Annotated in this window: 11 protein-coding genes and 2 riboswitches; of the genes, 6 read left to right on the top strand and 5 right to left on the bottom strand. The window is 66.5% G+C overall.

The window, feature by feature from the left end:
* Nucleotides 1-160: 160 nt before the first annotated feature.
* Together AC3WUT_RS17665 and AC3WUT_RS17660 are read left to right on the top strand one after the other, a co-directional pair.
* Nucleotides 161-967: a shikimate dehydrogenase family protein gene (locus AC3WUT_RS17665; protein WP_492348381.1), complete on the top strand. Its 807-nt coding sequence runs from the start codon at nt 161-163 to the stop codon at nt 965-967.
* A 52-nt stretch (nt 968-1019) separates the two neighbouring features.
* Nucleotides 1020-2756, top strand: a complete 1737-nt coding sequence (locus AC3WUT_RS17660) for an FAD-dependent oxidoreductase (protein WP_492348380.1) — start codon at nt 1020-1022, stop codon at nt 2754-2756.
* Nucleotides 2757-2767: 11 nt separating this feature from the next.
* Here the strand turns inward: AC3WUT_RS17660 and AC3WUT_RS17655 are convergent, their stop codons facing one another.
* Nucleotides 2768-3298, bottom strand: a complete 531-nt coding sequence (locus AC3WUT_RS17655; RefSeq protein WP_492348379.1) for a chemotaxis protein CheW — start codon at nt 3296-3298, stop codon at nt 2768-2770.
* A 253-nt stretch (nt 3299-3551) separates the two neighbouring features.
* Between AC3WUT_RS17655 and AC3WUT_RS17650 the strand changes: the two genes are divergently transcribed.
* Entirely contained in the window at nt 3552-3980 is a 429-nt protein-coding gene (locus AC3WUT_RS17650; RefSeq protein WP_492348378.1) for an acyl-CoA thioesterase, read from the top strand.
* A gap of 31 nt (nt 3981-4011) precedes the next feature.
* Here AC3WUT_RS17650 and AC3WUT_RS17645 read toward each other — a convergent pair whose 3' ends face one another.
* Both AC3WUT_RS17645 and AC3WUT_RS17640 read right to left on the bottom strand, forming a co-directional pair.
* Complete coding sequence (locus tag AC3WUT_RS17645) at nt 4012-5988, bottom strand: methyl-accepting chemotaxis protein (RefSeq protein WP_492348377.1); 1977 nt, start codon at nt 5986-5988, stop codon at nt 4012-4014.
* A gap of 236 nt (nt 5989-6224) precedes the next feature.
* Nucleotides 6225-7502, bottom strand: a complete 1278-nt coding sequence (locus AC3WUT_RS17640; RefSeq protein ID WP_492348376.1) for a D-amino acid dehydrogenase — start codon at nt 7500-7502, stop codon at nt 6225-6227.
* A gap of 57 nt (nt 7503-7559) precedes the next feature.
* Nucleotides 7560-7688: riboswitch (glycine riboswitch) on the bottom strand.
* A gap of 1 nt (nt 7689) precedes the next feature.
* Nucleotides 7690-7792, bottom strand: a riboswitch (glycine riboswitch).
* Between the two features lie 201 nt (nt 7793-7993).
* On the opposite strand from AC3WUT_RS17640, the gene AC3WUT_RS17635 reads away from it, so the two are divergent.
* Together AC3WUT_RS17635 and AC3WUT_RS17630 are read left to right on the top strand one after the other, a co-directional pair.
* Complete coding sequence (locus AC3WUT_RS17635; protein WP_492348375.1) at nt 7994-9622, top strand: long-chain-fatty-acid--CoA ligase; 1629 nt, start codon at nt 7994-7996, stop codon at nt 9620-9622.
* Between the two features lie 82 nt (nt 9623-9704).
* Complete coding sequence (locus AC3WUT_RS17630) at nt 9705-10958, top strand: branched-chain amino acid ABC transporter substrate-binding protein (RefSeq protein WP_492348374.1); 1254 nt, start codon at nt 9705-9707, stop codon at nt 10956-10958.
* A 21-nt stretch (nt 10959-10979) separates the two neighbouring features.
* On the opposite strand, the gene AC3WUT_RS17625 is transcribed toward AC3WUT_RS17630, so the two are convergent.
* Nucleotides 10980-11846, bottom strand: a complete 867-nt coding sequence (locus AC3WUT_RS17625) for a transporter substrate-binding domain-containing protein (RefSeq protein WP_492348373.1) — start codon at nt 11844-11846, stop codon at nt 10980-10982.
* Nucleotides 11847-11978: 132 nt separating this feature from the next.
* Between AC3WUT_RS17625 and AC3WUT_RS17620 the strand changes: the two genes are divergently transcribed.
* Nucleotides 11979-12971 carry an MBL fold metallo-hydrolase gene (locus AC3WUT_RS17620; RefSeq protein WP_492348372.1) on the top strand — a complete coding sequence of 331 codons (993 nt, stop codon included), beginning with the start codon at nt 11979-11981 and terminating at the stop codon, nt 12969-12971.
* On the opposite strand, the gene AC3WUT_RS17615 is transcribed toward AC3WUT_RS17620, so the two are convergent.
* Entirely contained in the window at nt 12902-13213 is a 312-nt protein-coding gene (locus AC3WUT_RS17615; RefSeq protein ID WP_492348371.1) for a hypothetical protein, read from the bottom strand. The two genes, AC3WUT_RS17620 and AC3WUT_RS17615, sit on opposite strands and share 70 nt — an antisense overlap.
* Nucleotides 13214-13266 lie beyond the last annotated feature (53 nt).

Below are 13266 nucleotides of genomic sequence, written 5' to 3'. Positions count from 1 at the left end.
GCGTACCCGAGCCACAGCCAGCGGTGGGGATGAGTGACGGGGCCTTGCGTGACAGCATGGCGCAATCATATCCATAAATTGGAATTAAATTCAATAGTTGAATTGAATTCCACTTTCAAATACGATCTGGCTTCTTTTCACCAGTCATCACCCTCACACCATGACAGACAAGCTGAGCCTTTCGCTCGACGGCGCCACCCGAGTCCACTACATCGTGGGCGACCCGATTGCCCAGGTCAAATCCCCCGCCGGGGTCAGCCTGGCCTTGCAGGCGCGTGACCAGCACGCCCTGGTGGTGCCGGCCCATGTGCCGCCGGCCGAGCTGGCGGCCTGGGCCCGTGGCGTGTCGCTGGCCCGCAATGTGGACGGCATCATCGTCACCGTGCCGCACAAGTTCGCCTGCTTCGATCTGTGCAGCGCCCATTCCGAGCGCTCGGCCTTTTTGCACACCGTCAACGTGATGCGCCGCCTGCCCGATGGCAGCTGGTATGGCGACATGTTCGACGGCCTGGGTTTTGTCAGCGCCATGCAGGACCGCGGCTGCCAGCCGGCGGGAAAAAAAGCCCTGCTGGTGGGCGCCGGCGGCGCCGGCTCGGCGATCGCCCACGCGCTGGTGCTGGCGGGTGTCAGCGAACTGGCCATCCATGACGAGGACAACACCCGCCGCCAGACCCTGGTGAGCCGCCTGGCCGGCCTGGGCCGCTGCCCGGTGCGAGACGGCAGCGCCGACCCGAGCGGCTTTGACATCGTGCTCAACGCCACGCCCGTGGGCATGAAGAACGGTGACCCTTACCCCTTGGACGCCAACCGCCTGCAGGGCCAGATGTTTGTCGGCTGCGTGATCACCCAGCCGGCCGTGACCCCACTGATCGCCCATGCGCGCAGCCTGGGCTGCACGACCATGACTGGCGCGGACATGTTCGCGCGGGTGAAGGACCTCATGGTGGATTTTCTGTCCCCCGCTTAAGGCCGCTCCCTGAGCCGCCTTCGGCCCCACCGTTTTCTCTTGGATCACTGAAATGCAGTTGTTGGACAAAGACCTGAGCGGCCTCACAGCGGGCCAGACTTTTGATGTGGTGGTGGTGGGTGCAGGGGGGGCCGGGCTGTCGGCGGCGCTGTTTGCGGCCATCGAGGGGGCGCGGGTGTTGGTGGTGGAGAAGACCGGGTACGTGGGTGGTACAACGGCCCTGTCGGCGGCCACCACCTGGGTGCCAGGCACGCGCCAGGGCGCCGCGGTGAACCCGCAAGACAGCCTCAGCGAGGCGGCGCGCTACCTCGACAACGCCATCGGCGACAACGCGCCGCGCGCCCTGCGCGAGGCCTTTCTGGCCCACGGCCGCGCTGCGGTGGAGCAGATCGAGGCGCACTCCGAAGTGCGCTACCGCGCCTACGCCAAGCACCCCGACTACATCTCAGACCTGGGCGGCTCGACGCTGTGCGGCCGGGCGCTGGAACCCCTGCCTTTTGATGGCCGCCGCCTGGGCCCGCTGCTGAAGTTGCTGCGCCCACCCATCCCCGAGTTCACGGTGCTGGGCGGCATGATGGTGGACCGCAACGACATCAACCACCTGCTAGGCATGACCCGCTCGTGGGCTTCGCTCAAGCACTCGATCAAGATCCTGGCGCGGCACGGCCTGGACCGCCTCAGCCACCCGCGTGGCACCCGACTGGTGATGGGCAATGCACTGATCGCGCGCCTGCTGTATTCGCTGGCGCAGCATGACTCGGTCTGCCTGGCGCTGAACACCAGCGTGGCTGCCATCGGCCCCGACCAGCAGGGCCTGCGCGAACTGACACTGGAGCACCAGGGCCAGCACCTGAACGTGCGGGTGCGCGGTGGTGTGGTGCTGGCCAGCGGAGGCTTCAACCGCCACCCCGAGTGGCGCCAGAAACTGCTGCCCGGGGCGGACGAGGCCTGGTGCCCGGCCGCGCCCGGCCACACCGGCCAGGCCCAGAGCCTGGCCCAGAGCCTGGGCGCCCGGCACGGCCAAAACGGCCTGAGCCCGGCCTTCTGGGCCCCGGTGTCGCTGCGCCGCCGGCCCGACGGCAGCCAGGCCGTGTTTCCGCACTTCGTGATGGACCGGGCCAAGCCCGGCATGGTGACCGTCAACCAGGCTGGTGAGCGCTTTGTCAATGAAAGCACCTCGTACCACCTGTTTGGCTTGGCCATGCAAAAGGCCGCCCCACACAACCCCGCCATCCCGGCCTATCTGGTGTGCGACGCCAAGGCCCTGCGCCAATACGGTCTGGGCATGGTGCGCCCGGGCGGCAAGGGGCTGGCGCCTTTCCTGGCCGAGGGCTACCTGCTGCGCGGCCAGACCCTGACCGAACTGGCCGCCCAATTGAAGGTGCCGGCGCAGGCGCTGCAACACACGGTGGCACAGATCAACCGCTACGCCGAGACCGGCGTGGACCCCGACTTTCACCGCGGAGAAACCGCCTACCAGCAGAACATCGGCGATGCGGCGGCGGGCCATCGCAACCCCAACCTGGGGCCGCTGAACGAGGCGCCGTTCTACGCCATCCGCCTGTACCCCGGGGACATCGGCGCCAGCACCGGCCTGGTGACCGACGCGCAGGCCCGATTGCTCGATGAGCACGACCAGGCTCTGCCCGGCCTGTACGCGGTGGGCAACGACATGAACTCGATCATGGGGGGGGTGTACACCGCCCCGGGCATCACCATCGGACCTGGCCTGGTGTTTGCCTACCTGGCAGCGCAGCACGCCTGGGCGCGCGCCAGATCTGCGCTCTGAGGGTTGAAACCTTACATGGGCACCGCGAGCAAGGCCTGCTCGCTGTCGCCCAACTGGCCCAGCAACTGATCGGCGTCGAGCAGGATCAGCATCTGTTGACGGCCCTCCACGCTGAGCTCACCCAGGCCCTGGATGAACGTACCGCGCCCCCCATCGGCCAGCTCAGGGGCGGGCTGGATTTGAGCCGGGGCCAGGCCCACCACATCGGTCACGCCATCCACCACAAAGCCCACGGTGCGCTGCTTGAGGTTCATCACGATGGTCACGGTAGCCACCCCGATGTCGGCCGGCAGGCCCATGCTGTGACGCAAATCCAGGATGGGGACGATCACGCCACGCAGGTTCAACACGCCGCGCACCACCTCGGTGGCACCCGCGATGCGGGTCGGCATCTCAAAGCCGCGAATCTCCTGCACACGCAGGATGTCAACGCCGTACAGCTCTTTGCCAACCTGGAAGGCCAGGTACTCACGCACCTGGGTTGCGGCCTCAGTGGGTCGGCCAGCACGGCTGGTAGAAGGCATTGAAATCGAGCGCTCCATGATTGACTCCAGAAGGCAAGCTTGTTGCCAAGCCGCCATATTTGCTTAAATTGATTTAAATGATAAGCAAAGCAAATGAAAAAATCAATAGAAAACACACCCGCAGCGCGCCTCCCCTGCCCCGCAGAAAGTAAGGGGTCGCGCCGGGACAACGGCCATCCAGCCGCTCACAGGCCACAATCGGGGCCGTGGCGAGCGGCGACTGAAGCACCATCGCCCTGCCAAACAAATCAATGAAATCAATGGAGACCCCATGACCAAGACCGTGGTCTATGAAGTGAAGGTGATGTTCGGCGACTGCGATCCCGCGGGCATCGTGTTCTTTCCGAACTTTTCGAAATGGATGGATGCCTCGTCGCTGAACTTTTTCGTGAGCTGCGGCGTCCCGCCTTGGCGTGAACTGGTCAAGACCACCGGCATCATCGGCACGCCGCTGCTGGAAATCAACACCAAGTTCATGCGCCCCGCCACCTATGGCGAAACGCTGCAGATCCACACCAGTGTCGAGGAATGGCGCGACAAGACCTTTGTGCACCGCCATGTCGTGATGCGGGGCGACGACGTGCTGTGCGAGGGCCGTGAGGTGCGCGCCTTCTGCGTGCGCCTGCCCGAAAGCCCCGAAGGCCCTGAACGCATCAAGGCCGTGCCGGTGCCAGCCGACATCCTGGCGTTGTGCCGCTGAGACCTTCGGCGCAAAGCGCGCTCAGGGCACCTCAAGGCGTCTGGAAACGCGCCACCTCCCGGGCCAGCCGCGCGGCCTGCTCACGCAGGGCCGACGCGCCAGCGGCGGTCTCTTCGACCAGGGCAGCATTCTGTTGCGTGGCGCGGTCCAGTTCCTGCACCGCCTCACTGACCTGAGCGATGCCCTGGCTTTGTTCGACCGCCCCGGTGGCGATGTAGCTCAGCAGTTCGTTCACGCGTTGCGCGCTTTGCACGATGTCCTGCATGGTGCTGCCGGCCTCACGCACGATGGCCGTGCCGCTGTCCACTTTCTCCACGCTGGTCCCGATCAGGCCCTTGATCTCACGCGCGGCAGCTGCCGAGCGCTGGGCCAGGGATCGCACCTCGCTGGCCACCACGGCAAAACCCCGGCCCTGCTCGCCTGCGCGGGCCGCCTCGACTGCGGCGTTGAGGGCCAGGATGTTGGTCTGAAACGCAATGCCGTCGATGACGCCGATGATGTCCTCGATGCGCCGTGAAGCGGCCTGGATCTGCTCCATCGTGGCCACCATGTTGCCGATCACGCCACCGCCATGCCCGGCTACCTGGGCGTTGTGGGCGGCGATGCGGGTCGCCTCCTGGGTGTGTTCGGTGGTCTGGCGCACCGTGGCGCCGATCTGCTCCATGGCCGCAGCCGACTGCTCCAGGTTGGCCGCTGTCTTCTCGGTCCGGGCCGAGAGATCGACCGAGCCATCGGCGATCTCGGTGCTGGAATGCACGATCTCATCGGACGAGCGCCTCACCTGCAGCACCATGCTGCGCAGGCTGTCCTGCATCTGGCGCAGCATGATCATCAGACTGGCCGCCTCGTCACGCCCCCAGGGGCTGGGCGAGGTGGTGAGGTCGCCCTCGGTCATGGCCTCCAGATGGCGGCTGACCTCCTGCAGCCCCCCGTTCATGACCAGGTAGAAGGCATAGAAAAGGTAGATGCCCATGAGCAGGCACAGCACCAGGCCCACCAACAACAGACGCCGCTCGCTCTCGGTGCGGGCAATGCGCTGCTGCAGCAGCTCGTCGAGCAGGCCCAGGCTGGCACTGCCCACCTCGCGCAAGCGGTCCACAGCCACCTGGCCCGGGCCATTCAGGGCTTCGGTGTCAGCCCGGAAGGTCGGCCCGAACCAGGCCGTGTCGGCTGCGCTCAGAAAGGCCCGTGCCGCCTCGACAGCCTCGGCCGCCTTGACTCGCCGAGTCACCTCGGGGTTGGCCTCGGCGGCACGTAGCGCGGCCTTCAGCACACCGTCCACGCTCTCACGTCCCTGGTACCAGACCCCATAGAGCTGACGCAAGGCTGCGGCATCGGGTTCGCCACGGCGTGCGATCGCGCCGGCCAGGGCCCGGGTGCGCGAGACGGGCTCGATCACGGCCGACACCACGTCGGTCGACAGGGTCATCAGGTAGTAGGTGTCCTGATCCGGATCGAGCGTGAGCTGAGACCGGTCCATCACCGTCACGCGCAAATCACGAACGGCGTCCACATAGGCCTGCAGCGGCTGGGTCAGGTCATCGATCCGGCCACTGGCGGCCAGGGGTTTGATCTGTTCGTGCAACTGCGCCACGTGGGCGAACTCAGAGCGCAGGTCCATCTGGCTGGCCACAGCGTCCAGGCTGGCCTGGGTGGCGGCCATGCGGGCCGCGATGGCCTCCAGATCGGGTGTCTTGGCCAGGCCCGACTCGAGCAGCCGGCGCTGCTTCTGCACCTCGATCAACCAGGGCTCGATCTGGCGGATGACCCCCACACCCATGCGTTCGCTGGCGGCAAAGTCGATGGTGGCCTGGCTGGTGCGCACGTAGGCCAGCAAAAGCAACACGATGGGCAACATGAAAGCCAGCGAGATCCAGCCGGCCTTGGCGCCGAACTGCAGCCGTCGGAACAGCCGGACCCCGGGCGCCCAAACGCCGTGGTGCCGGAAAAAGTGACTGGAGGAACGCGGGGGGGCAACAAGCGAGGGGGTGTGAAGTGGCGGATTCATGGGGATGGGAAGGCTCAGGACTCAGGGCCACCCCAGCCCTCGGCAAAGGAGGCGGCCATCCACAACCCGAGCAAGTTCTGCGCCGCCCCCCAGCCCATAACACAGCCCACGACACAGCCCGGTGACAGCCCCGGCTTCGAAGCGCCCCAACACGGGGCGCACCGTCGGGCCTGCCCCGGGCCCTGCCTTCCAAGCACCAGAACAAGGCGCCGGCCCGGCACCGGCGCGCAGGCCTGTCAGGCCTGGGTGAGTGCGGGCCCCGCCAACCCACCGGCCCTCAGGCCCCCCGCCCGGGGCAACAAGGCCTCGGCCACCACATCCCCCACCATGTCCGCCGTGACGGCGCTCAGCGTCCAGCCCAGGTGACCGTGACCGGTGTTGTAGAACACCCCGGGAGCCCGGCCCCGGCCCACGCGCGGCAGCATGTTCGGCATCATCGGTCGCAGCCCGGCCCAAGGCACCACGCTCTGGGTGCTGACACCCGGGAAGCACTGCTGCACCCAGTCGATCAGGGGTTGGATGCGGTCGGCCCGGATGTCTTTGTTGAAGCCGTTGAATTCGGCTGTGCCCGCCACGCGGAATCGGTCCACCCCAAGGCGGCTGGTGACCAGCTTGGTGGCGTCGTCGAGCAGACTGACCTGGGGAGCGGCACGCTGGCTGGTTTCATCGCGCAGGTTGACGGTGATGGAGTAGCCCTTGACCGGATAGATGTTGATGCGGTCTCCCAGGCTGGCGGCGATCTGGCGGCTGGCGGTGCCCGCGCAGACCACGACCCCGTCAAAGCGGTGCTGCATCACGCCCGAATCATCGGCTGCCGTGATCTGGATGCCGCCACCATGTGCCTTCACGCCCTGAACATCCTGCCCGAACAGGGTGCGCACCCCGCGGCGTTCAGCCGCACGGGCCAGGCCGTTGGTGAACTTGTGGATGTCGCCGGTGGAATCGCTCTCGGTGTAGTAACCGCCAAAGTACTGGCCGGCCAGCGTGGGCTCGATGGCTTTCATCTCGGCGGGGGTCACGGCACGGCGCGGCAGGCCGCCGCGCGCCAGCAATTCGGACACCCGGCCCGCATGGTCAAAGCCGGCCTTGTCGCGGTAGATGTGCAGGATGCCCTGCTTCTTGAGGTCGAAGTCGATGGCCTCTTCCTGGGCCCAGCCAAACAGATGCTCGCGCGCCGCCACCGCCAGGCGGGCCGTCTCGATGGTATTGCGCTCGTAATGCGGCAGGTGGGCCATGAACTCAGCGAACCACGAGATTTTGTGCCAGCTGGGTTTGGGGTTGACGAGCAGCGGGGCATCGTTGCGCAGCATCCACTTCAGGCCCTTGAGCAGGGTGGAGGGATGGTTCCAGACCTCGGCGTTGGAGGCCGACAGCTGGCCGCCGTTGGCAAACGAAGTCTCCATGGCGGCGTAGCGGTTCTTCTCGAACAGGGTGACCGACAGGCCGCGGCGGGCCAATGCGTAGGCGGTGGTGACACCGGTGATGCCGCCGCCAATGACTGCGATGGTTTTCATGGGAAAAGCTCCAGAACTCGTCATGAGGTTGGGGCCTGCACGCGACATTGCGTGGCAGGCGCCCCCTCTGTTCTGGACCTGAGAGATTCACCCGGCCGCCGCCCTGACAGGGGGGCGGTGCGGGCTTGCTCCTTCGGTGCGCCGGACGACGAAAACGATTTCCGGCAGCTCTTCAGAGTATCTGTCGCGTGTGAACCCGGTCCTTTTGCCTGAGAGTTTCCGGGGCGGTTGCTCCTTCGGCGCTGCGCACCAGCCATCGAAGGCGGGGCAGTCTCTCCCGGGTTCACGTGGTGTCGGCGGTTTTCAACCGACAACCGGGCGCAGTGTAGAAGAACCCGGGCCACTTGGAAACAAAAAGTTTTTACCCCCATGCCAAAGCCCACCAGTCGCCGACACGACAAGGGTGAGCGAATGCGTTTGCGAACATCCGGACACATTTTCAAGGGCCGACAGCCCCGAACCCTCAAAACAGCCCCAAGGAGACACAGACAATGCAACAGCCCGGCCGCATGATGGACCGCCCCCTGCTGGTTTCGGCCATCCTGGAACACGGCACCGCCCAGTTCGGCACTCAGCAGATCGTCTCGCGCGAGACCGATGGCAGCCTGCACCGCGGCACCTTCACCGACCTGGCCCGGCGCGCCCGACAACTGGCCAAGGCCTTGCAGGCACTGGGCCTGAAGACGGGCAGCACCGTGGGCTCGATCGCCTGGAACAACCACCGCCACCTGGAGGCCTACTACGCCGTCTCAGGCAGCGGCATGGTGATGCACACCTGCAACCCGCGCCTGCACCCCGAGCAACTGGCCTACATCATCAACCACGCCGACGATGAGGTGGTGCTCTTCGACACCAGCTTCGCCCCCCTGGTGCAGGCCGTGGCAACGCATTGCCCCCGCGTGCGCCACTGGGTGGCCCTGTGCGACGAGGCGGCCCTGCCCTCACTGGAGGCCGGCCCGGCCGTGCTGGCGGTGGACAGCCTGATCCAGGCCCAGGACGACCGCTTTGAGTGGCCGGAGCTGGATGAAAAGACCGGCGCCGCCCTGTGCTACACCTCGGGCACCACCGGCCATCCCAAGGGGGTGCTGTACTCTCACCGCGCCCTGTGCCTGAGCGCGTTGTCGGCCTGCCTGCCCGGCGTGCTGAGCCTGTGGGCGCAGGAGACCCTGCTGCCCGTGGTGCCGATGTTTCACATCAATGCCTGGTGCCTGCCCTATGCGGCCCTGATCTCGGGCGCCAAGCTGGTCTTGCCCGGCCCTCGTCTGGACCCGGCCAGCCTGTACGAGCTGATGGAGTCCGAACGTGTCACCGTCAGTGCCGGCGTGCCCACCATCTGGATGGGTCTGATCCATCACGTGGAGCAGCACCAGCTGCGCTTCAGCACCATGCGCCGCACTGGCGTCGGTGGCTCGGCCATGCCCAAGGCCCTGATCGCCAAGTTCAATGACGTGTATGGCGTGGACGTGCGCCACGGCTGGGGCATGACGGAGACCACGGCCATCGCCACCATGAGCCACCTGGGCCCCGACGAGATGGCCCGCCCGGCCGAAGAACGCCACGCGCTGGTGGGCAAGCAGGGCAAATCGGTGTTCGGCATCGAGATCAAGGTGGTCGACGAAAACGGCCACAACCTGCCGCGTGACGGGGTGTCGCAAGGCGAGCTGATGGTGCGCGGTCAGTGGATCGTGGAGCGTTATCACAAGGCCGAGCGCGAGGCCCTCGTTGACGGCTGGTTCCCCACCGGTGACATCGCCACCATCGACGCCCAGGGCGTGATGCAGATCCGCGACCGCACCAAGGACGTGATCAAGTCCGGCGGTGAATGGATCAGCTCGATCGACCTCGAAAACGCTGCAGTGGCCCACCCCGCCGTGGCCATGGCTGCGGTGATCGGCGTGAAGCACCCACGCTGGGATGAGCGCCCACTGATGTTCATCGTGCGCAAGCCCGGGCAGGATCTGAGCAAGCAGCAGGTGCTCGATTTTCTGACGGAGCGGGTGGCCAAGTGGTGGCTGCCCGACGAGGTGCTGTTCGTCGACAGCCTGCCCCTGGGCGGCACGGGCAAGGTGCAGAAAAACGAGTTGCGCCACCAGCACGGCGGCGTCTTCGAAGGCCTGTGATCCGCCCGACCTGACCCGCCCGCCCCCAGATCCTGCGACCGATTCACAACACCAACAGCGCCTCGGCGCCCCTGGAGACATCATGCCCCTGTTCACCCCCCTGACCCTTCGCCGCCGAGCCTGGCTGGGCGCTGCCCTGCTGGCGGCCGCCTCACATGCCGGCGCGGCCGAGACCGTGCGCATCGGCTTCATCGACCTGCTCTCGGGGCCCTTTGCGCTGACCGGGCAAAGCTCGCTCAAGCAGTTGCGTGAGGTGGTACAGCAACTCAATGCCAAGGCCGGCCCGAACGACCCCAAGTTCGAGGTGGTCGACTTCGACAACAAGGGCTCGCCCCAGGAAAGCCTGAACGTGCTCAAGGCGGCCACCGACCGGGGCATCCGCTACATCACCCAGGGCGGTGGCTCAGGGGTGGCACTGGCCCTGGTCGATGCGCTCAACAAGCTGGCCGAGCGCGAGCCCGAGCGAGCCACGGTGTACCTGAACTACGCCGCCATGGACCCGCTGCTGACCAACGACAAATGCAGCTTCTGGCATTTCCGCTTCTACCCCTCGAGTGAGATGAAGATCGAGGCGCTGACCACCTACCTGCAGGGCCGCAAGGACATCAAGAAGGTGTACCTGCTGAACCAGGACTACACCCATGGCCGCCAGGTGTCCAAGGCAGCCCGGGAGTACCTGGCGCGCAAGCGGCCGGACATCCAGATCGTGGGCGACGACTTCATCCCGATCGCCCAGACGCGCGACTTTGCCTCGTACGTGGCCAAAATCGCCTCCAGCGGTGCCGACACGGTGATCACCTCGAACTGGGGCAGCGACCTGACCCTGCTGTTCAAGTCGTCACGCGACTACGGGCTCAACATCAACTACTTCACCCTGAACGCCAACAACCCGGGCACCCCGGCCCAGCTGGGCAACTGGGGTGAAGGCAAGGTAGGCGTGGTGTGGAACTGGGTGCACAACGCGCCCACGCCCGAGCTGGAGAAGATCTACGTCGACTACAAGAAGAAGTACAACGACGAATTCATCTTTGCCGCGCACTGGAACAGCATGAACATGCTGCGCGAGGCCATGCGCAAGGCCAGCTCCACCGACGCCAAGAAGGTGGCCCTGGCGCTCGAAGGCATGAGCTACAAGAGCCCCATGGGCGAGGTGAAGATGCGCAAGGCCGATCACCAGTTGGAGGCCCCGCTGTACCTGGGCATCTGGGCCAAGCAAGGCAGCAAGGGCGTGAAGTACGACGCCGAGAACACCGGCTACGGCTTCCGCTCCGAGGTGGCCTGGGATTCGTACATCAGTGCCCAGCCGACCTCCTGCCAGATGAAGCGGCCCAGTTGAGCGCCGGCGCGGCGACGCACATCAGGGCCGGGCGGGCGGCGCCACCGCCGCCCCTTCGATGCCGTGGCGGCGCAGGCTATCGGCCACCCGGCCTGAGGCCTTCATCTCTTCAATGAACGCACTGAGCCAGGCCTGCGCGGCCTGCCGCCCCTTGGGCACGGCCATGGCCTGCTCGATCACCATGAAGCGGCCGGGCAGCAGCCGCAGCGCAGGGCCGCCGGTGGCGGCCAAGCGATCCCTGTCGGCCTGCAACTGCTGACGCACGCCGGCCGCCACCTCCAGCCCCTCGGCCAGGAACTGATCGACCACGGCCGGCGAGGTGGCGGACCGCACCAGTTGGGCGTGCTGCAGCGTCCGCGTCAGGTACAGGTCGTAAGCGCTGCCACGGCCCACCACCACCCGGTTGCCCGGGCCGTCCACCTCGTCCAGGCGGCTCAGCGCCGAGTCGGCCCGCACCAGGTAAGCGCCCTCGATCACCACGTACGGCGGCGTGTAATCCAGGTCGGCGCCCCGCACCGGGTCGATGGCCACGAAGGCCAGGTTGACCTGCCGGGCCCGCACCGCCTCGACCGCCCGGCCCGCCGCAGGCAACTCGACCCATTCGATGGGCAGGCCCAGGCGTCGACCCACCTCACGCGCCAGATCGACCGACACGCCCTGGGGCGCACCGGGCTCGTGGCCCCGCGACGCCAGGATCGGGTTGCCCAGGTTGATGGCCACCCGCAGACGCCCCTCGGTCGCGAGTTCAGACCGAACCGCAGCGGCGGAGACATCACCCGATCGGCTGGCGCAAGCCGCCAGCGGCCAGCTGAGTGCACAGGCCCCCAACAGTTCACGGCGGCGAACCGAGACAGCCCCGGGCGGGGTTGGGCAGGTGATCGGGCGCATGCAGTCTCCTTGGGGGCGGGTCGCCATCGTCGTCAGCGACCAAGCCCCTGTCAACCCAGACCCGGCGCCACCCCGCCCAGCAAAAACGGAGGGCCTATGCAATACTTTGAAACACAAAACAGGAGACAGACCATGTTCAAGACATCCCGGCTTTCCACCGTGGGCGCCGCGCTGGCACTGACTTTCAGCTGCGGGCTCGGGACCGCGGCGGCCCAGAACGTGAAGGAAAGCGTCAAGGTCACACCGCTGGGCGGCATGGCGGGCGAGTTCTGCCCCCAGGACCGGGCCCTGGTATTTGAAGATCCGAATGGCACCCGCATCCTGTACGACCCGGGTCGCACAGTGGCCGGTGCCAACGACCCACGCCTGGGCAAGATCGACATCGTGCTGGTCACCCACTTGCATGGTGACCATGTGGGCAATGCCCACAACAAGGCCCCCAACGCAGGCAGCTGCGCCCAACCCGATGTGTCGGTCTCGGCCCTGCCGGCCACCAGCGCGGTGGCGATTGCCGTGGCCAAGAAGTCCAAGATCATCAGCGGCAGCGAAATGCCCGCCTTCTTTGCCGCCAAACTCAAGTCCAACGGCGGCGACCCTGGGCAATCGGTGCTGGCCCGCTTTGGCGGCAGTGTGATGGTGGGTGGGGTTCGCATCGCCACCGTGACGGCACTGCACAGCAATGGTGTGGACCCCGACTACATCGGGGGCGATCTGGGCCGGGCCATGAAAGAAGCCGGCATTGCGGGCGATGCCGGTGCGGCCACCGGCTATGTGCTGACCTTCAGCAACGGCCTGGTCGCCTACCTGTCGGGCGACACCGGCATCCTGGCCGATCAGGAGCGCGTGGTGCGCGACCACTACCACGCCAAGCTCGCCGTGATGAACATGGGCGATGGCTTCACCACCGGGCCTGCCGAGGCCGCCTATGTGATCAACGACCTGGTCAAGCCCGCCTCGGTGATCCTCTCGCACGCCAACGAGGTCGGCACCGTGGGCGGCAAGGTGCGCCCCGGCAGCAAGACCGAAGCCTTTCTGAAGGCCAGCAAGGTGCCGGCCTATGTGCCGCTGTCGGACAAGACCCTGGAGTTTGACGCCAGTGGTGCCTGTACCGCCGGCTGTTCCTGAGCCGCCGTGCCGAACAAGGCGGCCTCGAACAAGGCCAGTTCTTCTTGCAGGCTGCCGCGGCTGCGAAAGTGCCGGGCGGCGCGGTTGTACCAGTTCTCGGCATCTTCCAGGTCGCCCTCTTGAAGGTGCAGCAGGCCGTGCAGCCAGGCCGCCAGCATGGAATCGTCGTGCTGGATGCGGTCATGCGCCTCGTTCCAGCGGCCGGCCTGCATGAGGCGCAAGGTTTGGCGAAGGTCGGACATGGGTACGGGCTCCTGGTGGCGAACAGACAGCAGGCAGGATAAGCGCTGGCGAG

Source organism: Curvibacter sp. EU05-FHT14A10, from assembly GCF_058791075.1.
This window is presented reverse-complemented; position numbering and strand designations above follow the sequence as displayed.

Coding starts and splice junctions, on each gene's coding strand:
- AC3WUT_RS17665 (WP_492348381.1), top strand. CDS start 161: ATGACAGACAAGCTGAGCCTTTCGCTCGACGGCGCCACCCGAGTCCAC.
- AC3WUT_RS17660 (WP_492348380.1), top strand. CDS start 1,020: ATGCAGTTGTTGGACAAAGACCTGAGCGGCCTCACAGCGGGCCAGACT.
- AC3WUT_RS17655 (WP_492348379.1), bottom strand. CDS start 3,298: ATGGAGCGCTCGATTTCAATGCCTTCTACCAGCCGTGCTGGCCGACCC.
- AC3WUT_RS17650 (WP_492348378.1), top strand. CDS start 3,552: ATGACCAAGACCGTGGTCTATGAAGTGAAGGTGATGTTCGGCGACTGC.
- AC3WUT_RS17645 (WP_492348377.1), bottom strand. CDS start 5,988: ATGAATCCGCCACTTCACACCCCCTCGCTTGTTGCCCCCCCGCGTTCC.
- AC3WUT_RS17640 (WP_492348376.1), bottom strand. CDS start 7,502: ATGAAAACCATCGCAGTCATTGGCGGCGGCATCACCGGTGTCACCACC.
- AC3WUT_RS17635 (WP_492348375.1), top strand. CDS start 7,994: ATGCAACAGCCCGGCCGCATGATGGACCGCCCCCTGCTGGTTTCGGCC.
- AC3WUT_RS17630 (WP_492348374.1), top strand. CDS start 9,705: ATGCCCCTGTTCACCCCCCTGACCCTTCGCCGCCGAGCCTGGCTGGGC.
- AC3WUT_RS17625 (WP_492348373.1), bottom strand. CDS start 11,846: ATGCGCCCGATCACCTGCCCAACCCCGCCCGGGGCTGTCTCGGTTCGC.
- AC3WUT_RS17620 (WP_492348372.1), top strand. CDS start 11,979: ATGTTCAAGACATCCCGGCTTTCCACCGTGGGCGCCGCGCTGGCACTG.
- AC3WUT_RS17615 (WP_492348371.1), bottom strand. CDS start 13,213: ATGTCCGACCTTCGCCAAACCTTGCGCCTCATGCAGGCCGGCCGCTGG.